Below are 22,728 nucleotides of genomic sequence, written 5' to 3' on the forward strand. Positions count from 1 at the left end.
GCGCCAGGGACAAAGCGTTGACTCCCCGATGCTCGGCGCTGGGCATGACCTGCCGCATGAGGCTGTGCTCATGCTGGTAGCGCGAGTCGCCGATCAGCAGGCGGTGCCTGAGGGTCCCGGGGTTGTTCACCACGATGCGCACCGTTTCGCCCGGGCGCACCGAGAAGCTCGCGGGCGAGATCCGCAGCCGGTCCGACAGCTCCAGGCGCACCGTCCGGCTCGCCTGATCGGCCGCTCCCGGCCGGCCGAAGGCGAAACTTCTTGCCGGGTCCTGCGTCTTGCGTTCGTGGCCGTGCTGCTCATGGATCTGGCGCGCGGTTTCCTGCAGAGTCTGTCCGGTCATGCCGGGCATCCCGCCCATCCGGGGCGGGAAGTCGTGCGGGCTGTGCTGGGCGACGGCAAGACCCGAGGTCGTTGCCAGAACCAGGCTGACCGGAAAGAAGATGGATTGCCGCATGGGGTGCCTCCTCTCACGACTCGGAGTCGCGCGAAAACCTCACTTCGCACTGGTCACCGTCATCTTCATCCCCGCCGGATAGTGACCGGGGACGTGACAGGCAATCTCGAAAGTGCCGGGCCTGGTGAATTGCCAGATCAGCGCTTTCGTCTCCCCCGGTTCGACGGTGATGACATTGGGCTCGTCGTGCTTCATGCCCGGCATGGCTTGCATCATCTCGGCGTGCGCGGCCTGTTCTTCAGGGGTGCCGATGCCGAACTCGTGTGTAAGCTTGCCCTTGTTCTCGACCACGAAGCGCACGGTTTCGCCCGCTTTCACCGTGATCGACGAGGGTTCGTAGCGCATCGAGTCCAGCATCACGACCTTGATCGTGCGCCTGACCGCCGCGGCCATGCCCGGCTTGCCGGCAGCGGATGCGTGGGCGGCATGGTGCGCGTGCGCGCCGTGACCGTGATGCTTCTCATCGGCTGAGACGGCAGCGCTGACCAGCCCGGCGACACCGGTCGCCATCACGGCAAGAAGGAATCGCGTTTTCATGGTTCTCTCCGTGGCAGTCAGGCGATCACCTCACCGGGGCAATGCGCGTGATGTGATACTCCTTGCCCATCTTCACCAGGTCGAACTCCACGCGGTCTCCCTCCTTCAGGCCCTTGAGCAGGGCGGGATCGTGCGCCTTGAAATCCATGACCATCCTGGGCCAGCGCAGCGATTGGATCGGCTCGTGCTCCATGGTGATCACGCCTTTGGCGAGATCGACCGACTCGACCAAGCCCTTGCCCCGATGGATCTTGTCCGACTGCGAGGCGTGATGGCCGGAATGCTCTTCATCCGCCGCGTTCGCAGGTGGCAGTGCAAGGCCGAGCGAAAGCGCGGCCGCGGTGGCAAGAATTGCAGTTTTCATGTGATCTCCTTTTCAGGTGAAGTGAACGAACAATGAGTCGCGTTGGTGCGCTCCATCCTCAGCCGCTCCGTGCCTGCTGATCGGTGTCTTCTTCGGGCGTAGGCTTGAAATCCTGTCTGACGGGCACGGGGATATCGCCTTCGAGCTTCCATGCGACCGTTCCCTTCGGGTGTTCGTACCAGCCGGGATCGGTGTAGTCGCCGGGCGGCTGCGCGTCGCGCACTTTCACCACGGTGAACATGCCACCCATCTCGATCGGCCCGAAAGGCCCTTCCCCCGTCATCATGGGCAGCGTGTTTTCCGGCAGCTTCATGTGGCCCATCGCCGTGTGCGCGGCGTGCTCGGCCATCCCGGTCTCGCCCATCGCCATGTAGCCGGGTACGAGCTTGCGGATGCGCCGCGCGATGTCGTCGTGCTTGACGCCGATCATGTTCGGAACTTCATGACCCATCGCGTTCATGGTGTGATGCGACTTGTGGCAGTGCAGCGCCCAGTCGCCCGGCGCGTCGGCGACGAACTCCCCCACCCGGATGTTGCCGACCGGCACGAGCAGGGTGGTCTCCTTGTAGCGCGCGCTGGGCGCAATCCACCCGGCGTCGGTTCCCGTCACCTCGAACGCAGTTCCGTGGATGTGGATCGGATGCTCGTGCATGGACAGGTTGGCGATGCGGATGCGCACCCGATCGCCGGTGCGCGCGACCAGTGGATCGATCCCCGGGAACACGCGGCTGTTGAAGGCCCACATGTTGAAGTCGGTCATCACCGACGGGTCGGGCGTGGCCGTGCCGGCGTGGACCGCGAAGTTGTGCAGGATGAAGCAGTAGTCGCGGTCGATCTTCGGGTGCTCGGGGGTGCGCGGATGCACGATGAACATTCCCATCATGCCCAGCGCCATCTGCACCATTTCGTCGGCGTGCGGGTGGTACATGAAGGTGCCGTTCTGGCGCAGCGTGAACTCGTAGACGTAGGTCTCGCCGGGCTGAATCTGCGGCTGCGTGAGCCCTCCGACGCCGTCCATGCCGTTGGGCAGGAAGATGCCGTGCCAGTGAATCGAGGTGTGCTCCGGCAGCTTGTTGGTCACCAGGATGCGCACGCGGTCGCCTTCGACGCACTCGATGGTCGGACCCGGCGTGGAGCCGTTGTAGCCCCAGCAGTTGACGATCATGCCGGGCGCGAACTCGCGCTTGACCGGTTCGGCGACCAGGTGGAATACCTTCACGCCGCCTTCCATCTTCCATGGCAGCGTCCAGCCGTTGAGCGTAACGACCGGCGCATAGCTGACGCCTGCAGGCGCGGGCAGCGGCGGCCGGGTCGCGGCGGAGGCTTTCTCCGCAGCGGTCGCGGGGCGAAACGCCGCGCTGACCGCGCCGCCGGCAAACAGCGCGGCGCCGGTCTTCAACAGATCGCGTCGAGTGATCATTGCGAATCTCCGTGCTGATGTTGGCCTTGATCCTCGGGTCGAGCCGCCGGGCTCTGCGTCGAGGTTGCATCGCCCGCGGCCGCCGGAATCGCGAGCGCGGCGCCGGCGGCGCGTTCCAGATCAGCCCATGCAGTCCAGAACTCGCGCCAGACGCCGATGTAGTCGCGCGCCGCGTTGATCTGCGCCTGTTTCGCAGCCAGCAGCTCGTACACGCCGACCAGCATGCCGTTGTAGAACTTCAGCGTCTCTTCCACGACGCGCTCGGCGAGCGGGAGGATCGCTTCGCGGTAATGCCTGACCGAATCATGCGCGGCCGCAAGCCGGCCCATGGCTTCGCGGACCTCGGCGCGCACGTCGATGGCGAGTTGCGCGTAGCGGCTTTCCGCCTCGCGCAATTGCGCTTCCAGCCGGGCGATGCGCGCCTGGCCGCGATCGAACAGCGGAAGCCCCAGTTCCAGCTCCGGACCGCGCGCGGTGCCGCCATCCGGATCGCGCTTGACAGTGAAGCCGATACCGAACGCCGACAGCCAGCGCGTCTGCTTCGTGTAGTGAAGCGCCAGGTGCACGGCTTCGACTTCGGCGCGCTGCGCCGCCAGGTCCAGGCGCTGGTCGACCGCTTTGTTCTCCAGTTGCGGAGCCGGCGGCAGCCGGTCAGGAACGTCCGGCAGTCGGTCGGGAAGCCGCCAGGCGGTATCCTCGCCCCACAAGCCGAGCAGGCGATTGAGCTTCTCCCGATCGGCATTGAACGCGGCCTCGGCGCGCGCGGCCTCGAGCGAAGACTGCGCGTGGAAGGATTGCTGCAGAGCCTGCTCGCGCAGGCTCAGATTGCCGGCCTGGTACTGGCGTCGGGCCAGCTCGGCCGCGGCTTCGGTCGCATCCGTTACTTGCACGAAAAGCTCGATGGCTTGTCGATCCGCGACCAGGGCGTACCAGGCGCGCTTGACTTCGGCGATCAGATCGAGCGCCGATTGCGCGACTTCCAGGCGAGTGCGCTCCAGGTCGGTTGCCGCAAGCTTCTTGCGCGCCGAAAGCGTGACGACATTGAGGAAGTCCTCGAACAGCGACAGTTCGCTCTCGGTACCGGCATCGTCCCTGAGCAGGGACAGGCCGAACACCGGGTTGTCCAGCAAGCCGGCCCGGATCAGGTCCGCGCGCGCCACCTGCGCGCGCGCCAGCCGTGCGCGCATCTCGCGGTTGTTGACGAGCGCGATGGCGATGGCTTCGTCAAGGCTGAGTTCGTCGGCGAGCATCGCGCGCACCGCCTGGCGCACGGCCCGGTCTTCGGGAACGCCCGCGTTCCAGTCCACCGGCCGCGAAACCCGCGCGGACACGGTTTGCGCGACCTCGCCTTGGACGCGATCGCCAGGCAGGTTCGCGCACGCGCCCAGCAGGGGCAGAGTCAGCACCACCAGAATTCGAGTCAGGCTCCGCCTCGCGCTCATCGGTCCTGATCCCCGTGGTCATGGTGGGAATGAGCGTCTTCGGGGGAGGCTTTCCCTTTACCTGTCGAAGGCGCGGGTGCGCTCGACTGCGTGGCCCGGTAGCGCTCGAGAACCGTAGCCGGATTCACGACCCCCGGCGCGGCGGCCGGGTCGGCGGGATGGTCGGCCGCGCGCTGCCAGGTGCCGGCGGCGCAGCCGGAAAGCATCAGGGCGCCCGCAGCAGCGAGCGCAAGTCTGTTCGAGAACATAAGCTCCTCACGCGGATTCGCGGGCAAACGGCCCGCAGCCGAGCACGAGCGCGCAACGGCCAGCGGCGGCTGCGCACAGAACTCAGATCAGCGTAAAGAGCGGAGGTCGGTGCTCCGGGAGAGGAACGGTGCCGTGCAGGATGCCGGGCGCGGAGGCAGGTGCGGCAACAGAAACGAAGCCGGCCCCGGTAAGCCCGGGTGAGGGCAGCGTGAAAGCACAGCTCAGGTGACAATGGCCGCAGTCATCGCACGGAATCAGGCTGGCCTGAGCGGTATGGTTCGCGCCTGCCTGAGCGGCGTGCGCAGCATGATCAGCATGCCCCGCAGCATGCCCATTCGTGGCGTGAAGGCCGGCATGCGCCGTGCTCGCGGGCGGCGCGATACCCTGATCCGGCTCGCCGACCAGGCCGTGCTTGCAGAACGGCATCACCACCGCGGCCATCCCTTGCACGGGCAGCCACAGCGAGATGAGCAGCACTACGGCCAGCTTCCAGCGGCACATGCTTCTAGTATAGCCACTTCGGGGAAGAACCATGTCCCCGTCCGACACCCTGGACTGCTGCCGGGTTCCTGACCCGCGCGCCGATTCGAGTGCATCTTCGGGCTCGACTCAGGCAAAGCGCGCCCGCGGCCCGCCATGAGCCCTGGTCCGGGACTGTGGCGATCGTGCGTCCTCCGCAGAGAGGTCGTCGAGGATCGGGCACTCGGGGCGATCGTCACCGTGACAGTGCGCCGCGAGCCGCTCCAGCGTTCTCTTCATCTCGGACAGCTCTGCGATTCTCGATGCCAGTTCCGCCGCATGGGCCAGCGCGCGCCGCTTGACCTCCGCGCTCGCGCGGCGCCGGTTCTGCCATAGCCCGAGCAGGGTAGCGATTTCCGCGATGCCGAAGCCGAGGCCGCGCGCGCGGCGAATGAAGCGCAGCGTGTGCACTTCGTTCATCGAGTACTGGCGGTACCCTGACCCGGTGCGGCGCACCTTGGGTAGCAGCCCGAGCGACTCGTAGTGCCGGATCATCTTGGCCGACACGCCCGAGAGTCTGGCGGCCTGCCCGACGTTCAGCAATTGCTGCAGCTCCATGACTCCGCTCCAGAAGATCGGTGCGATGCGCCAGCGCGGTTCGGTCAATGGTACTGATGCACGACCGCGTGACCCCGGCCGCGGGTCAGCAGCCAGCGATTGACCGGGTAGGCCGCGATGCCGGCGACGAGCAGCGCACAGGCAAGACTGCCCCAGAACAGCCTGGAGCCGAGCGGGGCATCCATCGCGCCGGGAATCGCCAGCATGATCGCATTGTCCACGATTTCCATGACGGTGATTGAGGCGGTGTCGGCCGCGAGCGCCAGGCCGATCGCACGCTTGAAAGCAAGGCCCGCACGCAGCAGCGGGATCATGGTGAGCAGGTAACCGAATAGAAACGCAAGCGCAACGGCGAGCGCAATCGTTGCGCCGTTGTCCCAGCCCAGCGCGGTGCCGATCACCATGCCGAGAATCTCGCCGATGCTGCAGCCGGTCAGGCAGTGCAGTGTCGCCGAAAGCGCCAGACGGTTGAGCGAGCCGGTGGAAGCGTGCGGCCCGTGATGCGACTCCCGGGCACGCTGGCCGTGATGCGCGGATCCATGGTCTCCGGAATGGGAGTGCAGGTCGTTCAGGTTCATGGCAACGGTCCTCCGAGTGAAATGACGGCGCCATCCTGAGGCTTCCCATCGTGGGAAGGTCAAGCGGTTCCTTTCGCCGCGCGCGACCTTGAACCGGCCGGTGACCGGGCCCAACGCTTCGAGGGCGTGCAGGGTGCGCAGCGCCCCGGCTACGGATGAAAAGCTCGCGCAGCGGTGGCACCGCGCGTGGATCGCCGGCGTCGGGGACTGCGTGGCCGAGATCGGCCGCTTCGACCATCAGAGCAGCTCGGGTGCGATCACCGCGCGCAGGACGATCTGCGCTTCCTCGCCGCGCACGCGGTTGCTGAGCCACCACACTGCGCCCTTCTTGATGCTCCACTCGCGCGCAACGCCCGAGAGCAGGAAGGCCGCGGTCTGCCCGAGCGTCGGCTGATGGCCGACGACGATCACGGCGCGCCCCGCGTCCGGCCAACCAGCTGCCGCCAGGATTGCGGGATAGGCGGCATCGGGACCGATTTCACGCTGCACTTCATAGTCCTCGCTCAGGGCGTCGGCGGTCTGCCTCGCGCGCTGCGCCGGGCTCACGATCATGCGCACCTTGCGCGGCACTCTGGCACGCAGCCACTCGGCCATTGCTCTTGCCTGCTGCACACCCTTGGGGGTCAGCTTGCGCGCGAGATCGGGTGTGCCGTCCTCGGCATCGGCGTGTCGCCAAAGAATGAGGTCCATATTGCACTCCCTCTACCAGAAGACCGCGGCGCGACTGAAGCGCTCCCAGGCCCGCTTCAATGGTCTGAGCTGTTCCTGCATGTCAGCCGCGCAGTGGCTGCGCAGATAACCCAGTGCGGCATGCTTCACGCCGCCTGCGTGTTCGCAGAGAGCATCGACCAGCCGAACGGCGCTGGCCGCGTCGTTGATGCGGCCGAGCGCGTCCTGAAGATCGGCCAGTCGCTCGATGTAGCCTTGCGTCTTGCTCCCGGGAAACAGCGAGGCGAAAAACTCACAGCCATAACGCAGTTTCTTGGCGTCGATTCGCAGTCGGTGCAGCGCGGCCGCGTCGGCGGACTCCAGCACCGCGCCGCGCTCGAGCAGCTTGCGCTGTCTGCGCTCCAGCACCTTGCGGGCAAACGCGACGAGCGGCATGCGCGCACAGGCCCGGTGTTCCTCGGTCCGGCGCTGCTGCCAGACGTCGCAGCGCAGTGCCAGCGCCAGATCGAGCATCAGCTCCGTGTAGGAAAGGGCCTCGATCGCGGCACGGGCGGCGCGGCGCGCGGCGGAGCGCGCGCGCAGGGCGCGACGCCGGACACCGGTCAGATCGATCTGCGCCCCGACCTGCGCCTGCGGCAGCGTCTGCGTCAGGAAGACATCCCAGTCGCGAGCTTGTCCCAGCAGCGCCGCCAGAGTCTTCAGCGCGGCAATCGGCTGCCGGAACGCCGACTTGGGCACGGCGCGCGAAAAAACGCCGAACGCTGCGCGCAATCGGCGCAGCGCTACCCTCGCCTGGTGTATGTATTCCGGATCTCTCGAGCGCAGGACGCCGGCTTCGTTGGCCTGGAGCTGTCGCAGGCACGCGGTCGCCACCGTTGCGAACGCCGCATCCACGGTGCCGTGGACGGACAGCTCGATCGGCGCGGCCTTGACCGGTTGGACCGCCTTGCCATTTGCGAGACGGTAGCCGCGCTGCGCCTTGGTGGTGTTTTCCAGCCGCAGGGGCAGGTCGCGCAGCAGCTCGCGCGCCAGCGCGAACAAGGCCCGCGGCTCGCCGGCCTTGAGCTCCAGTTCGATTTCCGAGATCGGCGCGCGCCGCGACCCCGCCCGGATTTCGCCGCGGTCCACCGCGATTTCGATGCGCAGGCCGGGCGCGGGTTCGATGGTCGCGCGCCGGCGCCGGAAGCGGGTTGTGAAAACCACCGCGAGGCGGCTTCGGTCCTCTTCGCGTGCGATCAGCTCGCCCAGGCCGGCCTCGACCAGAGCGGAGAAGTCGAGAGCTTGCGACGCGACTTCGCTGTCGACCTCGCGATGCTCGTGCAGGCCGCCGACGGCCGCCGCGCCGATCTTGACGGTCTGGATCCACCGGCCCGCCTCGCACCGCAAGCGGATCGCAGCGCCACGCCGGCACAACTCGAAGCCGGGCGTATCGTAGTAGGCGGAGAAAACGGTGCGGCTGGCGGGAGGCGAACGCAGCCAAGGCCGGATCGCCGCGCTTTTCCAGACATCGTTGGCCCGCTCCGGGGCGACACCGAGCTTGAGTTCGATCTCCTGCTGCGCGGCCATGGACGCTTGCCTGCCGGTCGGGCGAAGGTTTTTCCGGTGGCGCGAAGCCCCTTCAGTTCGCCGCGGCGCCGGGGTGCGCCGAAAGCGACTCGAGCAGCGCGAGCTGGGCGGCGACGGGCTTCGCACGGCCGGGGTGCCTGCGGTGGTACTGTCCGTTGGCGTCCATGTCCCAGGCCTGCATGTTGTCGGCGAGGTAGATCCTGAGTGCTTCGTCGAGCACGCGCTTCTTGAGCCTGGGGTCGAGCACGGGAAAGCAGACCTCGATGCGCCGGAAGAAATTGCGGTCCATCCAGTCGGCGCTGGCCAGGCAGACGGTATCCGTGCTGCGGAAATAGAAGGCGCGCTCATGTTCCAGGAAACGGCCTACGATCGAGCGCACGCGGATGTTCTCGGACAACCCCGGCAACCCCGGCCGCAGCGCGCAAACGCCGCGCACGATCAGATCGATCTGCACGCCCGCCTGCGAAGCCGCATACAGCGCGGCGATGATCTCCGGCTCCAGCAGTGCGTTCATCTTGGCGATGATCTGCGCCGGCTGGCCGGCGCGCGCGGCCTCCGCCTCCTTGCGGATCGCCTCGAGAATGCGCAAGTGCAAGGTGAACGGCGACTGCCACAAGTGGGTGAGCCGCGTGGCCTTGCCCAGACCGGTGAGCTGCATGAAGATATCGTTGACGTCTGCGCACACCTGTTCGTTGCAGGTGAACAGGCCGAAGTCGGTGTAGAGCGTCGCCGTGCGCGAGTGATAGTTGCCAGTGCCCAGGTGCACGTAGCGTTTCAGGCCGCCTTCCTCGCGGCGTACCACCATCGCCATCTTGGCGTGCGTCTTGTGCCCGACCACGCCGTAGACCACGTGCGCACCGACTTCCTCCAGCCGCTGGGCCCAGACCAGGTTCGCCTCTTCGTCGAAGCGCGCCAGCAGCTCCACAACCACAGTGACTTCCTTGCCGCTCTTGGCTGCGTCGATCAGCACCTGCATCAGCTCGGAATTGACGCCGGTGCGATAGACCGTCTGCTTGATCGCCACGACCTGCGGATCGGCCGCGGCCTGCTGGATGAAACTAACCACCGGCTTGAACGACTGGAACGGGTGGTGCAGGAGAATGTCGTTCCTGCGCATCGCTTCGAAGATGTCGCCCTCCTCGTCTAGCGGCTCGGGCAGGCCCGGAATGAAGGGCGCGAACTTCAGCTCGGTTCGATCGACCAGATCGGGGATCTGCATCAGCCGCACCAAGTTCACCGGGCCGTTCACGCGGTACAGATCGTCCGGGCCCAGATTGAACTGCTGCAGCAGGAAATCGGAAATCTCCCGGGAGCACAGATCGGCTACTTCCAGCCGCACCGCGTCGCCGAAGTGACGTTGCGGCAGCTCGCCCTGCAGCGCGATGCGCAGGTTCTTGACTTCTTCTTCGTCGACGAACAGGTCCGAATTGCGCGTCACGCGGAACTGGTAGCAGCCCTGCACCTGCATGCCCGAGAACAGCTCGCCGACGTGCGCGTGAATGATCGAGGACAGGAACACGAATCCGTACTCGACACCCGCGATTTCGAGGGGCAGGCGGATCACCCGCGGCAGCACCCGGGGAGCCTGCACCAGCGCGATCCCGGAGTTGCGACCGAAGGCGTCCTTGCCGGAGAGTTGCACGGCGAAGTTCAGGCTCTTGTTGAGAATGCGCGGGAAGGGATGCGCCGGGTCGAGCCCGATCGGGGTCATGACCGGCATGATCTCGCGCAGGAAGTAGTTCTTGATCCAAGCGCGCTGCGCCTCGGTCCAGTCGCGGCGGCGCAGGAAGTGGATGCCGGCGCCGGCCAGTTGCGGGAGCAACTGTTCGTTCCAGAGCCGGTACTGGTGCGCCACCAGATCGTGGGCCGCCGCCGAAACCTGGCGGAACACCTGGACCGGCGAGGCACCGTCCGGCCCGGAAGCTTCCACGCCCAGGTCGATCTGCGCCTTCAGCCCCGCCACCCGGATTTCGAAGAACTCGTCGAGATTGTTGGAGACGATGCAAAGGAAGCGCAGCCGCTCGAGCAGGGGCACGTCCCGGTCTTCGGCCTGCGCCAGCACACGCCGGTTGAATTCGAGCTGCGAGAGCTCGCGGTTGAGCAGATGGCCCGGATCGACCGCGCGCGATTTGCGCGACTTCGATCCGGCGAGCGCGGCCTTCTTGCGGGCCGCCTTGTCGACCACCGGCCCCGTGAGCCGATCCGGCGACTCCGCCTTGTTGAAGATCATCTTGTTCGTCATTCGCCGTGCCTGGTAGGTCCGGCTCCGCTCAAGTCGCACGGCGAGCGAAGGGGCGCTTGTTGCCGTGCGAGGATGCGTGACTCGATGCAGCGGGGCCGTGGTGCGCCCGCGAGGCGCGAAATCAGCGCCTGGTGGGCGGCACGTAGCCTGCGGCGGTGTCCGCCCCCGAGCCGAAGAAGTAGCGCTCGGTCTGCTCCATCAGATATTTCCTGGCCTGCGGGTCGGCGAGGTTGAGCCGGTTCTCGTTGACCAGCATCTTCTGGTGCTCGAGCCAGGCCTTCCACGCCTCCTTGGAGACGTTCTCGAAAAGCCGCTTGCCGAGTTCGCCTGGAAACGGGGGAAAATCGAGACCTTCCGCTTCCCGTCCGAGCTTCACGCACTTCACCAATCTGGCCATCTTTACGGTTCAACAGGTTAGATGCAGCGCGTTGCCGCCGCGTTACGCGCGTGTGACACGGGACGAATTATAAGACCGGCATCTGCTACAGGGGTTTGGCGAGTACCTTGGAGCGCCGCTGGTAGTTGTACAGCGCCTGCTTGCGCGCGGGGAGCACCGCAAGCGGCGCTTCGCTGAAGCCGTGCTCGACGAACCAGTGCGAAGCCCGAGTAGTGAGCACGAACAGTTTCTTGAGCCCGGTTTTCCTGGCGCGGCTCTCGATCGTTTGCAGCAGCCGCTCGCCGGCCCCGCCGTTGCGGTAGTCCGGATGCACCGCAAGACAGGCCAGCTCCCCCACGCCGTCTTCCGGAAACGGATAGAGCGCGGCACAGCCGACGATCACCCGATCGTGTTCCAGCACGACGAAGCGATCGATCTCGATTTCCAGCAGTTCGCGCGAACGTTTGACCAGCGTGCCGTCGGCCTCCAGCGGCTCGATCAGTCGCAGGACGCCGCCGACGTCCTCGATCGTGGCCTCGCGCAGGCGCTCCAGCGGATCGCGCGTGACCATCGACCCGACGCCCTCGTGGGTGAACAGCTCCAGCAGCAGCGCCCCGTCCAGATGGCGGCTGATCATGTGCACGCGCGGGGTTCCGCCCCGGCAGGCCTGGATGGCGAATGGCAGATACTGTTTCATGCCGGCCGGAAGCCGTGCCGCGTCTTCGAGCAGCGCCTCGGCGTCAGTGACCGTGAGTTCGCGCAGAATGCTGCCGTCGCGTCCCGGCAGTCCGGCTTCCTCGGCGAGGAAAATCAGCTTGTCGGCGTGCAGGGCGATTGCGACCTGGGCCGCGACGTCTTCCACCGTCAGATTGAAGGTCTCGCCGGTGGGCGAATAGCCCACCGGCGAAATGAGCACCAGCTCGTCGCCATCCAGCCGACGGCGGATGGCTTCGGCGTCGATCTTGCGCACCTCACCGGCGTATTGCATGTCCACACCGTCCACCACGCCTTTGGGCCGGGCGACCACGAAGTTGCCCGAGGCGACGCGGATGCGCGCACCAGCCATCGGCGAATTGGGCAGCCCCATGGACAGCAGCGCCTCGATCTCCACGCGCAACTGGCCGTTGGCCTGCTTGACGCAGGCCAGCGTGGCCTCGTCCGTCACGCGCACGCCGCGCACGTAGCGCGACTCGATACCGCGCGCGGCGAGTGCATGCTCGATCTGCGGGCGCGCGCCATGCGCGAGGACCAGCTTGACGCCGAGGCTGGCCAGCAGGTTCAGATCGTGCGTCAGACCGACGAAGCGGCCGTCGGCCACCACCTCTCCGCCGAAGGCGATGACGAACGTGCGCCCGCGGAACGCGTGAATGTAAGGCGCCGCGGCGCGGAACCATTGCACGAAGTTTTCGTTGGGGAGCGCCTGCATCGCGGAGGGACTCAGCGCGGAGCCATCCGGATGGCGCCGTCGAGGCGGATCACCTCGCCGTTGAGCATTTCGATCTCGAAGATGCTGCGCACCAGCTGCGCGTATTCCGACGGCCGGCCGAGCCGCGAGGGGAAGGGCACCTGCTTGGCGAGCGAATCCTGCACTTCCTGCGGCATGCCCTTCAGCATCGCGGTCTCGAAGATTCCGGGCGCAATGGTTACCACGCGGATGCCGCTGCGCGACAGGTCGCGTGCGATCGGCAGCGTCATCCCCACGATTCCGCCCTTCGAAGCGGCGTAGGCGGCTTGTCCGATCTGCCCGTCGAATGCCGCCACCGACGCGGTATTGACGATGACCCCACGCTCGCCCGCGGCGTTGGGAGTGAGCTTCGACATGGCATCCGCGGCCAGCCGGATCATGTTGAAGGTCCCGATCAGGTTGACGTTGATGACGCGACTGAAACTGTCGAGCCGGTGCGGACCTTCCTTTCCGACCGTTTTCTCGCCCAGCGCGATGCCGGCGCAGTTCACCAGTCCGTGCAGGGCGCCGAAGTGCTTGAGCGCCGCGTCGACCGCTGCCTTTGCGTGTTGCTCGCTGGTGACGTCGCACTGGACAAAACGCGCCTTTGCGCCGAACTTCGCGGCCAGCGCTTCGCCAGTTGCCTGCTGCATGTCGGCGATGATCGCGTTGCCGCCGGCGGCGACGACCATTTCCACCGTGGCCGCGCCCAGTCCGGAGGCGCCGCCGGTGACGATGACAGTGCTGTTCTTCAGTTCCATGCCGATACCGTGCGAATGGCGGAAAAAAGTTGAAAGGGCCGCAGTATATCGGCGCGACCGCTAAAAGTCGCCCCACAGGGCCTGGATGCCGGCTAGCGCGGCGAGCGCTGCGGTTTCGGTGCGCAGGATGCGCGGCCCCAGCCGAACGGGCAGGAAGCCGCGGCCGAGCGCGGCTGCCACTTCCGCGCCCGACAGACCGCCTTCCGGACCGACGAGCAGCAGCACGCGAGCGGGAGCCTTGGGCAGGACCTTGAACGAAACCTCCGCGGTCGGCGACAACAGCAAGCGCAGTTCGCCGCGCGGCGCCGCCACCGGCAGCCGCGCCAGCCAGTCTTCGAGCTTCAGCAACGCGGCCACTCGCGGAACGGTGTTTCGCCCGCACTGCTCGCAAGCGGACACGACCAGGTTCTGCCAGTGCTCGGCGCGGCGCGCGGCCCGCTCTGCAGTAAGGCGCACGACGCTGCGCTCGGTCATCAGCGGCTGAATGCCGCTCACCCCCAGCTCGACGGACTTCTGCAGGGTCAGATCCATGCGATCTCCGCTGCAGACGCCTTGCGCCAGAATCGACTCGATCGGCGATTCACGCTGTGGCTCGGTGTAACCGCCGGTCTTGACCCAGACTTCGCCGCGGTCGAGGCGGACGATGCGCGCCTGGTACTCGCCGCCACGCCCGTTGAACAGCACCAGCGGGTCACCGATGGTCAGGCGCAGAACCCGTGCGGCGTGATGCGCGGCGCCGGAGGGCAGGCGCACTTCCGAACCGTTGCCCAGCGTGTCCGGGAAAAAGAAACGGGCGCCGGGCTTGACCGCTTTCTTTTGCACGCCATCGTTCATGGCTAGAATTCTGCCATGCGACCTTCGCTCGGTCCTTGCGTCTTCACGCCCTACCTGCCCCGATACCGCTTCGCGCGATAGGAGCCCGAGTCGATGGCGGCCCAGACCCCGGTGTGCGACTTTGGCTGGAAGGCGCGCGATTTCGATCTGCCCGGTACCGACGGCCGCCGCTACGGCTTGTCGGACGTGCGCGGCGCGCCGCAGCGCGGAGCAGGGGCCCCGCTTGCGGGGATGCGACCGTGCAGGCGCGCGTGGGCCGTGCACTCGGGCGTCTGGTCATAGGAGCTCGAGTCGATGGCGGCGCAGACCCCGGTGTGCGACTTTGGCTGGAAGGCGCGCGATTTCGATCTGCCCGGTACCGACGGCCGCCGCTACAGCTTGTCGGACGTGCGCGGCCCCAACGGCCTGCTGTTGATGTTCATCTGCAACCACTGTCCCTACGTCAAGGCCGTGCGCGAACGCATCATTCGCGACTGCAAGGACCTCGCTGCCCTTGGCGTGGGTTGCGTGGCGATCAGTTCGAATGACCCGGAGGATTATCCCGAGGACTCGTTCGAGAACATGAGGCAGGTGGCGCGGCAGTTTGCCTACCCGTTCCCCTATCTGTACGACGAGACCCAGGAGATTGCCCGCGCCTACGGGGCAGTGTGCACGCCGGATTTCTTCGGGTTCAACAAGGATCTGGAGCTTCAGTACCGCGGGCGCCTCGACGCCTCGCGCACCGCGCCGGTGCCCGATGCCCGGCGTGAGCTCCATGAGGCGATGGTGCAGATCGCACGCAGCGGCAAGGGACCGTCGCAACAGATCCCTTCGATGGGCTGTTCGATCAAATGGAAGCGGTCCTGACGCAATCTTCCGCCGTTCTGGAGCGTGTGATCGAGGTGGTTCGCAGGGTTGCTTCCGACGAAATCATGCCGCGTTATCTGAAGGTGGCGCATCAGCGCAAGTCGGACGGCAGTCTGTTCACCGAAGCGGACCTGGCGGCGCAGGATGCGCTGTCCCGCATGCTGCCGCAGATCCTGCCGGGGCCGATAGTGGCAGAGGAGATGACCCAGCAGCAGCAGGTCGAGCGCTGGGTCGGTGGCGCCGAGGGCCTGTGGTGTGTCGATCCGATCGACGGGACTTCCAATTTTGTCAACGGCCTGCCGTACTTCGCGGTGTCGGTGGCGCGGATGCGCAACGGCCGCAGCGTGCTCGGCGTGGTCTACGACCCGGTGGCCGACGAGGTGTTCTACGCGCAACGCGGAGCGGGGTCCTATCTCAACGGAGAGCGGCTGCCGATCAAGACGCAGATTCCGGAGCTGCGCAACGCGATGGCCCAGGTCGATTTCAAGCGCCTGCCGCGCACCCTGCGCGCCGCGCTGGCTGCCGCACCACCTTACTCATTCCAGCGCAACTTCGGCGCCAGCACGCTCGAATGGTGCTATGTCGCCGCCGGGCGCTTCGACGTCTATCTTCACGGCGGCCAGAAACTGTGGGATTACGCGGCCGGGTCGCTCATCCTCGAAGAGGCGGGGGGATACATGGCCACGCTGGAGCACGATGACTTCTGGGCCGGTCGCCTTTGGGAGCGCTCGGTCCTAGCCGCACGCGAGCGGACGCTGTTCGAGGCGTGGGCCCGGTGGGTTCGCGCTCATGTATAGAAACCATCTCCAGGGACTTTCCGCGTTTCTCTTCGCCCTTCGCGCGCGCTTTCAGGCGCCTTGACCGGTACAACCCGCCCCGGTATCTTGCCAAGTTTTCGCAGCAAATCTACCTACTTAGGTGCCTTCATGGAAATGACCCGGGCGTTTACCGCTGAACTGACCGGGGCCGAAATCGTTTCCCGTTGTCTGGCCGAGGAAAAAGTCGAATACGTCTTCGGCTATCCGGGCGGCGCGGTCCTGCCGATCTACGACGAGCTGTTCAAGCAGGACAAGGTCCGGCACATCCTGGTACGCCATGAGCAGGCCGCGGTTCACGCCGCCGATGCCTATGCGCGCTGCACCGACAAAGTGGGTGTCGCCCTGGTGACTTCCGGGCCGGGAGTGACCAACGCGGTGACCGGCATCGCCACCGCATACATGGATTCGATCCCGGTGGTCATCCTGACCGGCCAGGTGCCCACTCACGCCATCGGGCAGGACGCCTTTCAGGAGGTAGATACCGTCGGCATTACCCGACCCTGCGTGAAGCACAACTTTCTGGTCAAGGAGGTCAAGGATCTCGCCGTCACCATCAAGAAGGCGTTCTATCTGGCGGCCAGCGGCCGGCCCGGGCCGGTGGTGGTGGACATCCCCAAGGATGTCACGCTGGCCAAGACGCCGTTCTTCTACCCGGAGACGGTGTCGATGCGTTCCTACAACCCGGTGGTGAAGGGCCATACCGGCCAGATCAAGAAGGCGATCCAACTGCTGACGCAAGCCCGGCGGCCAATGATCTACACCGGGGGCGGGGTCATTCTCGGCAACGCGGCCCAGGAACTGACGCAGCTGGTGCGCGCGCTGGGCTTCCCCTGTACCAACACCCTGATGGGGCTGGGCGGCTTTCCCGGCACCGATCCCCTGTTCCTCGGCATGCTGGGCATGCACGGCACTTACGAGGCCAACATGGCGATGCAGCACTGCGATGTGCTGCTCGCGATCGGGGCGCGCTTCGACGACCGGGTGATCGGAAACCCGAAACACTTCTTCCAGGAACAACGCAGGATCGTCCACATCGACGTCGATCCCTCTTCGATCTCGAAGCGCGTGAAGGTCGACATCCCGATCGTGGGCGACGTCAAGGAGGTGCTGCAGGAAGTCAACCGGCAGCTGGCGGCGAGCAAGGAAAGGCCGGACGAGACCGCGCTCAAGAAGTGGTGGGCGCAGATCGAGCTGTGGAAGAGCCGGGACTGCCTGAAGTACGACCGCGCGAGCCCGATCATCAAGCCGCAGATGGTCATCGAAAAGCTCTACGAACTGACCAGGGACATGGACGCCTACGTCACCTCCGATGTCGGCCAGCACCAGATGTGGGCGGCGCAGTTCTACAAGTTCGACAAGCCGCGCCGCTGGCTGAACTCGGGCGGGCTCGGCACCATGGGTGTGGGTCTGCCCTATGCGCTGGGTGCGCAACTGGCGCACCGCGACGCCACCGTGATCTGTGTGACCGGTGAAGCCAGCATCCAGATGTGCATCCAGGAGCTGTCCACCGCGAAGCAGTACCACCTGCCTGTCAAGATCGTGAACCTGAACAACCGCTACATGGGCATGGTCCGGCAGTGGCAGGAGTTCTTCCACGGCAACCGCTACGCCGAGTCCTATATGGACGCGCTGCCCGACTTCGTCCGGCTCGCCGAGTCGTACGGTCATGTGGGCATGCGCATCGAGAAGCCATCGGACATCGAAGGTGCGCTCAGGGAAGCCCTGTCGCGCAAGGACGAGCTGGTCTTCATGGACTTCGTCACCGACCAGACCGAGAACGTGTTCCCGATGGTTCCGGGCGGCAAGGGTCTTTCGGAAATGATTCTCGTCTGACCCTTTTCTTCACGCTCGCCATCCATGCGGCACATCATTTCTTTGCTTCTGGAGAACGAGTCCGGCGCGCTGTCGCGCGTCTCGGGCCTTTTTTCCGCACGCGGCTACAACATCGAATCGCTCACCGTCGCGCCGACCGAGGATCCTTCGCTTTCGCGCATGACCATCGTCACCACTGGCTCCGACGACGTCATCGAGCAGATCACCAAACAGCTCAACAAGCTCATCGACGTGGTGAAAGTGGTCGACCTTTCGGACGGCACGCACATCGAGCGCGAGCTGATGCTGGTGAAGGTGCGGGCCTTCGGCAAGGACCGCGAAGAAATGAAGCGCATGGCCGACATCTTTCGCGGCCGCATCATCGACGTGACCGACAAGACCTATACGATCGAGCTGACCGGGACCGGCGCCAAGCTCGACGCGTTCATCGAAGCGCTGGAGCGCGGAGCCATCCTGGAGACGGTGCGCACCGGCGCGTCGGGCATCGGCCGCGGGGAACGTATCCTCAAAGTCTAGTCAGGCGCGAGGAGTGAGGAGAGAGGGGTGTACCGGGTGACACCTTGCCCCTCGCGCCTGACCCCTCGCCCTTCACGCCGTTGCACATCATCAAGAAGAGGAGAACATGAAGGTCTTCTACGACAAGGATGCGGATCTGCGTCTGATCAAGGGCAAGAAAGTCGCCATTCTGGGCTACGGCTCGCAGGGCCATGCGCACGCGCTCAACCTCAAGGATTCCGGCGTGAAGGTCACCGTGGGGCTGCGCAAGAGCGGAGCGTCCTGGGACAAGGCGAGGAAGGCCGGGCTGGAGGTCAAGGAGGTCGCCGACGCGGTGAAAAGCGCCGACATCGTCATGATTCTGTTGCCCGACGAGCACATCGCCGACGTCTATCGCACCGAAGTGGAGCCGAACATCCGCAAAGGGGCGACGCTGGCCTTCGCGCACGGCTTCAACATCCATTACGGACAGGTGGTGCCGCGCGCCGATCTGGATGTGGTCATGGTGGCGCCCAAGGCGCCGGGACACACGGTGCGTTCGACCTTCGTGGCCGGCGGCGGGGTGCCGATGCTGATCGCCGTGCATCAGAACCCGTCGAAGAAGGCGCGCGACCTCGCCCTGTCCTATGCCGCGGCGATCGGCGGCGGCAAGGCCGGCATCATCGAAACCAATTTCCGCGAAGAGACCGAGACCGACCTGTTCGGCGAGCAGGTCGTGCTGTGCGGAGGCACGACGGCGCTGATCCAGGCGGGATTCGAGGTGCTGGTGGAGGCGGGCTATGCGCCGGAGATGGCCTACTTCGAATGCCTGCACGAGCTCAAGCTCATCGTCGATCTCATCTATGAGGGCGGCATCGCCAACATGCGCTACTCCATTTCCAACAACGCCGAATACGGCGACTTCACGCGCGGGCCGCGCATCATCACCGAGGAGACCAGAAAAGAGATGCGCCGCATCCTGAAGGAGATCCAGACCGGTGCCTACGCTCAGGAGTTCCTGCTGGAGAACCGCACCGGCGCAGTGAAGCTGAACGCCATGCGCCGCATGGGCCGCGAGCATCCGATCGAAGTCGTCGGCGAGCGCCTGCGCGAGATGATGCCGTGGATCAAGGCCAATCGGCTGGTGGACAAGGCCAAGAACTAATGGCGAGGGAGGCGTGACCAGAAGCGATACCGACCCTGCCTCCGTATCAACCGACACGGTGAAGTGCCGCGCCGAGAGCCGGTGGCAGTTCAGGTTGCCGATGCGCGATCTGTCACCGCTCGCCCGGCGCTCGTGGCTCCTCACCCGGCGAACCGCGTGACGCCCTGGCCGCACCCGCTCATCGCCCGCGAAGGCTGGCCGTTCGTGGCCGGCTCGATCGCGGTTGCCGCGACGGCGACCTGGATCGGCGGCTGGTGGTCGGTGCCGTTCTGGCTGCTCGCCGCCTTCATCCTGCAATTCTTTCGCGATCCGCCGCGGCGCGCGCCCGCCGATGCGGACGCGGTGCTGGCCCCGGCCGACGGCCGGGTGGTCATGGTAGGCAAGGCCAACGACCCCTACACCGGGCGCGAGTCGCTGAAGCTCTCGGTGTTCATGAACGTGTTCAACGTCCATTCCAACCGCAGTCCCGCCGACTGCGAAGTGGTGCGCAACTGGTACCACGCGGGCCGTTTCCTGAACGCCGTCCTTGACAAGGCCTCGCTGGAGAACGAGCGCAGCGCGCTGCTGCTCAGGCTCGCCGACGGCACCGAGATCACGTGCGTGCAGATCGCCGGGTTGGTCGCGCGCCGCATCCTGTGCTACGTCAAGCCCGGCGACCGCTTGCAGCGCGGTCAGCGCTTCGGCTTCATCCGCTTCGGCTCGCGCGTGGACCTGTATCTTCCGCCCAGCGCGCGTGCGCAGATCGCCATCGGCGACAAGGTGTATGCTGGGGCGACCATCGTCGCCCGTCTCGAACGTTCAGTGACAACGCCATGAACTATCCCGGGCCCCGTCCCCGCTGGTTGATGAAGAACGCGATCGGCCGTCCCGGCATCTACTGGCTGCCCAACGCGATCACGACCTGCGCGCTCTTCGCCGGGTTCTACGCGATCGTCCAGGCCATGAACCTGCGGTTCGAGCTCGCGGCCATGGGCATCTTCGTCGCCATGGTCTTCGACGGGCTCGATGGCCGCGTGGCGCGACTCACGCGTACTCAATCGGCTTTCGGCGCCGAATACGATTCGCTCTCCGACATGGTCGCCTTCGGCGCCGCACCGGCGCTCGTGATCTACGAGTGGGCCCTGAAGGGAATGGGCAAACTGGGCTGGTTCGCCGCCTTCGTCTATTGCGGCTGCGTGGCGTTGCGGCTGGCGCGCTTCAACACCAATCTCGGGCTGGTCGACAAACGCTTCTTCCAGGGACTGCCGAGCCCGGCCGCCGCCGGCCTGATCGCGGGTTTCGTCTGGGCCATGGAAGCCTACGACATTCCGCGCCGCGAGCTGCCCTGGGTGGCCTGGTCGCTCGCCGTATTCGCGGGGTTCACGATGGTGAGCAACATCAAGTTCTACAGCGGCAAGGACGTGAACCTGCGCAAGGCGGTGCCGTTCTGGGCGGTCGTGCTGATCGCCTTTTCCGTGGTGGCCATCGTCCAGATCGCCGACAACCTGCCGGAAGTGCTCTTCTCCCTGTTCCTGATCTACGCCGCGTCCGGCTATGTGATGTGGATCGTGCAGTTCGTCTCCCGACGCAGGTCGAAGCAGCGACCGCCGCCGCGCCAGGAGCCCGGCGCCGGCTGATCGCGCCCGCAGTCTTGCGCGCCGGGCGAAAAGCTCTTATATTCGCGCGCATGTTTCTCCCACAGCACGGCCGACTTGTTCTCATCGCCGCCAGCGTCCTGCTGGCGGGCCTGCTGCTGCGCCTCGGGCGCTAGACACTCGAACGCTTCCCCACAGACAGTTTGCCGGGTTCGCTGAAAAAACCCGGACACCAGACGACACCGGAATTGCGTCCCGCGGGCACGACCTCGCGGGATCGGACCGAATCATCGGAGGCAGGCCATGAAGGAACACTTGATCATTTTCGATACGACGATGCGCGACGGCGAGCAGAGTCCGGGCGCCTCGATGACCCGCGAAGAGAAGCTTCGCATCGCGCGCCAGCTGGAGAGAATGCGGGTCGACGTCATCGAAGCCGGGTTTCCCGCAGCGAGCAATGGCGATTTCGAGGCGGTCAAGGCGGTCGCGCAGGCGATCAAGGACAGCCGCATCTGCGCCTTGGCGCGCGCCACCGACAGCGACATCCGTCGTGCCGGCGAAGCCGTCAGGCCGGCCGCAGCGGCGCGCATTCACACCTTCATCGCCACATCCCCCATTCACATGGAGCGCAAGCTGCGCCTGAGGCCCGAGCAGGTGATCGAGCAGGCGGTGAAATCGGTCAGGCTGGCGCGCTCGCTGTGTGAAGACGTGGAGTTTTCTCCCGAGGACGCCGGCCGTTCCGAGATCGACTTTCTGTGCCGGGTGCTCGAGGCGGTCATCGAGGCGGGGGCGAGCACGATCAACATTCCGGATACCGTGGGCTACACCATGCCGGAGCAGTTCGCCGGCATGATGCGGGAGCTGCGCGAACGGGTCCCGAACTCGGACAAGGTCGTGTGGTCAGTGCATTGCCACAATGACCTGGGACTCGCGGTCGCCAATTCGCTGGCCGCCGTCATGGCGGGCGCGCGCCAGGTCGAGTGCACCGTCAACGGCCTGGGCGAGCGCGCCGGCAACGCCTCGCTCGAGGAGATCGTGATGGCGGTGCGCACACGGCGGGATTATTTCCCCTGCGACACGCGCATCGACACCACGCAGATCGTGCCGGCCTCGAAGCTGGTGGCCGCGATCACCGGCTTTCCGGTGCAGCCCAACAAGGCGATCGTCGGCGCGAACGCCTTCGCCCACGAATCGGGCATTCACCAGGACGGCGTGCTCAAGCATCGGGAGACCTACGAGATCATGCGCGCCGAGGACGTGGGCTGGACTACCAACAAGCTGGTACTCGGCAAGCACTCGGGGCGCAACGCCTTCAAGCAGCGCCTGAAGGAGCTGGGCATCGAGCTGGAGTCGGAAGAAGCGGTCAACGTCGCCTTCGCCCGGTTCAAGGAGCTGGCGGACAAGAAGCACGAGATCTTCGACGAGGATCTGGTCATGCTCGCCTCCGACGAGGCCGTGACCCAGGAACAGGAGCACTACCGACTGGTGTCGCTTCTCGCCCACTCCGAAACCGGCGAGACACCGGTGGCGCGCATCGTGATCGCCGAGAACGGCGCCGAGCGGCAGGCGGAAGCCCGCGGCAGTGGACCGGTGGACGCCACGTTCAAGGCGATCGAATCGATCGTGGCGAGCGGCGCCGACCTGCAACTGTACTCGGTCAACGCCATCACCAGCGGAACCGATTCCCAGGGCGAAGTCAGCGTGCGGCTGTCCAAGGCCGGGCGCATCGTCAACGGCCAGGGCGCCGACACCGACATCGTCGTGGCCTCGGCGAAGGCATATCTGAATGCCCTGAACAAGCTGCATTCGCGGCTCGAGCGGCTGAACCCGCAAGTGTGAGATAGGCAGACCATCGAGGCATCGGGAGGAAGAGAACTCGTATGCCTTCGTGCCTTGGTGCCCTTGTGACGAATTCCTTGCTCTGAATTGCTTCCGGGCCCGGCTCGTGGCGCGGGCCTGCTATTCTCCGCACTTCACGCAATCGCAGGTACAGGGGAAGGCG

Annotated in this window: 24 protein-coding genes; 9 read left to right on the top strand and 15 right to left on the bottom strand. The window is 65.9% G+C overall.

Annotated elements, in window-relative coordinates; all coding sequences use genetic code 11:
• From VNM24_06110 to VNM24_06180, 15 genes are all read right to left on the bottom strand, one after another.
• Positions 1-457 (bottom strand): hypothetical protein (locus VNM24_06110; protein HWQ38176.1); only part of this gene is annotated, 457 nt, incomplete at its 3' end.
• Positions 458-496: 39 nt separating this feature from the next.
• On the bottom strand, positions 497-994 hold the full coding sequence (locus VNM24_06115) for a cupredoxin family protein (protein HWQ38177.1): 498 nt from the start codon (positions 992-994) through the stop codon (positions 497-499).
• A 25-nt stretch (positions 995-1,019) separates the two neighbouring features.
• Positions 1,020-1,358 carry a copper-binding protein gene (locus VNM24_06120; protein ID HWQ38178.1) on the bottom strand — a complete coding sequence of 113 codons (339 nt, stop codon included), beginning with the start codon at positions 1,356-1,358 and terminating at the stop codon, positions 1,020-1,022.
• Positions 1,359-1,416: 58 nt separating this feature from the next.
• Positions 1,417-2,778 carry a copper oxidase gene (locus tag VNM24_06125; GenBank protein HWQ38179.1) on the bottom strand — a complete coding sequence of 454 codons (1,362 nt, stop codon included), beginning with the start codon at positions 2,776-2,778 and terminating at the stop codon, positions 1,417-1,419.
• Positions 2,775-4,220 carry a TolC family protein gene (locus tag VNM24_06130; GenBank protein HWQ38180.1) on the bottom strand — a complete coding sequence of 482 codons (1,446 nt, stop codon included), beginning with the start codon at positions 4,218-4,220 and terminating at the stop codon, positions 2,775-2,777. The genes VNM24_06125 and VNM24_06130 overlap by 4 nt, the downstream gene beginning before the upstream one ends.
• Before the next feature lie 330 nt (positions 4,221-4,550).
• Entirely contained in the window at positions 4,551-4,970 is a 420-nt protein-coding gene (locus tag VNM24_06135; GenBank protein ID HWQ38181.1) for a hypothetical protein, read from the bottom strand.
• Positions 4,971-5,078: 108 nt separating this feature from the next.
• Entirely contained in the window at positions 5,079-5,546 is a 468-nt protein-coding gene (cueR, locus tag VNM24_06140; protein HWQ38182.1) for a Cu(I)-responsive transcriptional regulator, read from the bottom strand.
• 44 nt (positions 5,547-5,590) lie between these two features.
• The gene (locus tag VNM24_06145) at positions 5,591-6,124 is read right to left on the bottom strand and encodes a DUF4396 domain-containing protein (GenBank protein HWQ38183.1); all 534 of its coding nucleotides are present in this window, start codon (positions 6,122-6,124) and stop codon (positions 5,591-5,593) included.
• Positions 6,125-6,361: 237 nt separating this feature from the next.
• Positions 6,362-6,814: a histidine phosphatase family protein gene (locus VNM24_06150; protein HWQ38184.1), complete on the bottom strand. Its 453-nt coding sequence runs from the start codon at positions 6,812-6,814 to the stop codon at positions 6,362-6,364.
• A 12-nt stretch (positions 6,815-6,826) separates the two neighbouring features.
• The gene (locus tag VNM24_06155) at positions 6,827-8,359 is read right to left on the bottom strand and encodes a CHAD domain-containing protein (protein ID HWQ38185.1); all 1,533 of its coding nucleotides are present in this window, start codon (positions 8,357-8,359) and stop codon (positions 6,827-6,829) included.
• A gap of 52 nt (positions 8,360-8,411) precedes the next feature.
• Positions 8,412-10,601, bottom strand: a complete 2,190-nt coding sequence (ppk1, locus tag VNM24_06160; GenBank protein HWQ38186.1) for a polyphosphate kinase 1 — start codon at positions 10,599-10,601, stop codon at positions 8,412-8,414.
• 121 nt (positions 10,602-10,722) lie between these two features.
• On the bottom strand, positions 10,723-10,998 hold the full coding sequence (locus VNM24_06165; protein HWQ38187.1) for an oxidative damage protection protein: 276 nt from the start codon (positions 10,996-10,998) through the stop codon (positions 10,723-10,725).
• A gap of 85 nt (positions 10,999-11,083) precedes the next feature.
• Entirely contained in the window at positions 11,084-12,403 is a 1,320-nt protein-coding gene (gene argA / locus VNM24_06170) for an amino-acid N-acetyltransferase (GenBank protein HWQ38188.1), read from the bottom strand.
• A gap of 11 nt (positions 12,404-12,414) precedes the next feature.
• Positions 12,415-13,182 (bottom strand): 3-hydroxyacyl-CoA dehydrogenase, encoded by a 768-nt coding sequence (locus tag VNM24_06175; GenBank protein ID HWQ38189.1) that lies wholly within the window; start codon positions 13,180-13,182, stop codon positions 12,415-12,417.
• A gap of 60 nt (positions 13,183-13,242) precedes the next feature.
• A complete protein-coding gene (locus tag VNM24_06180; protein ID HWQ38190.1) occupies positions 13,243-14,016 on the bottom strand; it encodes a 16S rRNA (uracil(1498)-N(3))-methyltransferase in 774 nt (257 codons plus the stop codon).
• Positions 14,017-14,109: 93 nt separating this feature from the next.
• On the opposite strand from VNM24_06180, the gene VNM24_06185 reads away from it, so the two are divergent.
• The 9 genes from VNM24_06185 to VNM24_06225 all read left to right on the top strand — a co-directional run bounded on the left by VNM24_06185 (position 14,110) and on the right by VNM24_06225 (position 22,565).
• Positions 14,110-14,298: a hypothetical protein gene (locus tag VNM24_06185; protein ID HWQ38191.1), complete on the top strand. Its 189-nt coding sequence runs from the start codon at positions 14,110-14,112 to the stop codon at positions 14,296-14,298.
• Between the two features lie 12 nt (positions 14,299-14,310).
• The gene (locus tag VNM24_06190; protein HWQ38192.1) at positions 14,311-14,862 is read left to right on the top strand and encodes a thioredoxin family protein; all 552 of its coding nucleotides are present in this window, start codon (positions 14,311-14,313) and stop codon (positions 14,860-14,862) included.
• Complete coding sequence (locus VNM24_06195; GenBank protein HWQ38193.1) at positions 14,847-15,659, top strand: inositol monophosphatase family protein; 813 nt, start codon at positions 14,847-14,849, stop codon at positions 15,657-15,659. The genes VNM24_06190 and VNM24_06195 overlap by 16 nt, the downstream gene beginning before the upstream one ends.
• Positions 15,660-15,788: 129 nt before the next feature.
• Complete coding sequence (locus VNM24_06200; protein ID HWQ38194.1) at positions 15,789-17,513, top strand: acetolactate synthase 3 catalytic subunit; 1,725 nt, start codon at positions 15,789-15,791, stop codon at positions 17,511-17,513.
• 24 nt (positions 17,514-17,537) lie between these two features.
• Positions 17,538-18,029 (top strand): acetolactate synthase small subunit, encoded by a 492-nt coding sequence (gene ilvN / locus VNM24_06205; protein HWQ38195.1) that lies wholly within the window; start codon positions 17,538-17,540, stop codon positions 18,027-18,029.
• Between the two features lie 106 nt (positions 18,030-18,135).
• Positions 18,136-19,152, top strand: a complete 1,017-nt coding sequence (gene ilvC / locus VNM24_06210) for a ketol-acid reductoisomerase (protein HWQ38196.1) — start codon at positions 18,136-18,138, stop codon at positions 19,150-19,152.
• A gap of 156 nt (positions 19,153-19,308) precedes the next feature.
• The gene (locus VNM24_06215) at positions 19,309-19,968 is read left to right on the top strand and encodes a phosphatidylserine decarboxylase (protein HWQ38197.1); all 660 of its coding nucleotides are present in this window, start codon (positions 19,309-19,311) and stop codon (positions 19,966-19,968) included.
• A complete protein-coding gene (pssA, locus tag VNM24_06220) occupies positions 19,965-20,768 on the top strand; it encodes a CDP-diacylglycerol--serine O-phosphatidyltransferase (GenBank protein ID HWQ38198.1) in 804 nt (267 codons plus the stop codon). Before VNM24_06215 ends, pssA begins: the two co-directional genes overlap by 4 nt.
• Before the next feature lie 261 nt (positions 20,769-21,029).
• Entirely contained in the window at positions 21,030-22,565 is a 1,536-nt protein-coding gene (locus VNM24_06225) for a 2-isopropylmalate synthase (protein HWQ38199.1), read from the top strand.
• The last annotated feature ends 163 nt before the right edge of the window (positions 22,566-22,728 follow it).

The organism is Burkholderiales bacterium (assembly GCA_035560005.1).
Lineage (GTDB): Bacteria > Pseudomonadota > Gammaproteobacteria > Burkholderiales > Eutrophovitaceae > DASRFY01.

Excerpts from the sequence above, each read along its gene's own strand:
- VNM24_06115 (HWQ38177.1), bottom strand. The coding sequence starts at position 994 with ATGAAAACGCGATTCCTTCTTGCCGTGATGGCGACCGGTGTCGCCGGG.
- VNM24_06120 (HWQ38178.1), bottom strand. The coding sequence starts at position 1,358 with ATGAAAACTGCAATTCTTGCCACCGCGGCCGCGCTTTCGCTCGGCCTT.
- VNM24_06125 (HWQ38179.1), bottom strand. The coding sequence starts at position 2,778 with ATGATCACTCGACGCGATCTGTTGAAGACCGGCGCCGCGCTGTTTGCC.
- VNM24_06130 (HWQ38180.1), bottom strand. The coding sequence starts at position 4,220 with ATGAGCGCGAGGCGGAGCCTGACTCGAATTCTGGTGGTGCTGACTCTG.
- VNM24_06135 (HWQ38181.1), bottom strand. The coding sequence starts at position 4,970 with ATGTGCCGCTGGAAGCTGGCCGTAGTGCTGCTCATCTCGCTGTGGCTG.
- cueR (HWQ38182.1), bottom strand. The coding sequence starts at position 5,546 with ATGGAGCTGCAGCAATTGCTGAACGTCGGGCAGGCCGCCAGACTCTCG.
- VNM24_06145 (HWQ38183.1), bottom strand. The coding sequence starts at position 6,124 with ATGAACCTGAACGACCTGCACTCCCATTCCGGAGACCATGGATCCGCG.
- VNM24_06150 (HWQ38184.1), bottom strand. The coding sequence starts at position 6,814 with ATGGACCTCATTCTTTGGCGACACGCCGATGCCGAGGACGGCACACCC.
- VNM24_06155 (HWQ38185.1), bottom strand. The coding sequence starts at position 8,359 with ATGGCCGCGCAGCAGGAGATCGAACTCAAGCTCGGTGTCGCCCCGGAG.
- ppk1 (HWQ38186.1), bottom strand. The coding sequence starts at position 10,601 with ATGACGAACAAGATGATCTTCAACAAGGCGGAGTCGCCGGATCGGCTC.
- VNM24_06165 (HWQ38187.1), bottom strand. The coding sequence starts at position 10,998 with ATGGCCAGATTGGTGAAGTGCGTGAAGCTCGGACGGGAAGCGGAAGGT.
- argA (HWQ38188.1), bottom strand. The coding sequence starts at position 12,403 with ATGCAGGCGCTCCCCAACGAAAACTTCGTGCAATGGTTCCGCGCCGCG.
- VNM24_06175 (HWQ38189.1), bottom strand. The coding sequence starts at position 13,182 with ATGGAACTGAAGAACAGCACTGTCATCGTCACCGGCGGCGCCTCCGGA.
- VNM24_06180 (HWQ38190.1), bottom strand. The coding sequence starts at position 14,016 with ATGAACGATGGCGTGCAAAAGAAAGCGGTCAAGCCCGGCGCCCGTTTC.
- VNM24_06185 (HWQ38191.1), top strand. The coding sequence starts at position 14,110 with ATGGCGGCCCAGACCCCGGTGTGCGACTTTGGCTGGAAGGCGCGCGAT.
- VNM24_06190 (HWQ38192.1), top strand. The coding sequence starts at position 14,311 with ATGGCGGCGCAGACCCCGGTGTGCGACTTTGGCTGGAAGGCGCGCGAT.
- VNM24_06195 (HWQ38193.1), top strand. The coding sequence starts at position 14,847 with ATGGAAGCGGTCCTGACGCAATCTTCCGCCGTTCTGGAGCGTGTGATC.
- VNM24_06200 (HWQ38194.1), top strand. The coding sequence starts at position 15,789 with ATGGAAATGACCCGGGCGTTTACCGCTGAACTGACCGGGGCCGAAATC.
- ilvN (HWQ38195.1), top strand. The coding sequence starts at position 17,538 with ATGCGGCACATCATTTCTTTGCTTCTGGAGAACGAGTCCGGCGCGCTG.
- ilvC (HWQ38196.1), top strand. The coding sequence starts at position 18,136 with ATGAAGGTCTTCTACGACAAGGATGCGGATCTGCGTCTGATCAAGGGC.
- pssA (HWQ38198.1), top strand. The coding sequence starts at position 19,965 with ATGAACTATCCCGGGCCCCGTCCCCGCTGGTTGATGAAGAACGCGATC.
- VNM24_06225 (HWQ38199.1), top strand. The coding sequence starts at position 21,030 with ATGAAGGAACACTTGATCATTTTCGATACGACGATGCGCGACGGCGAG.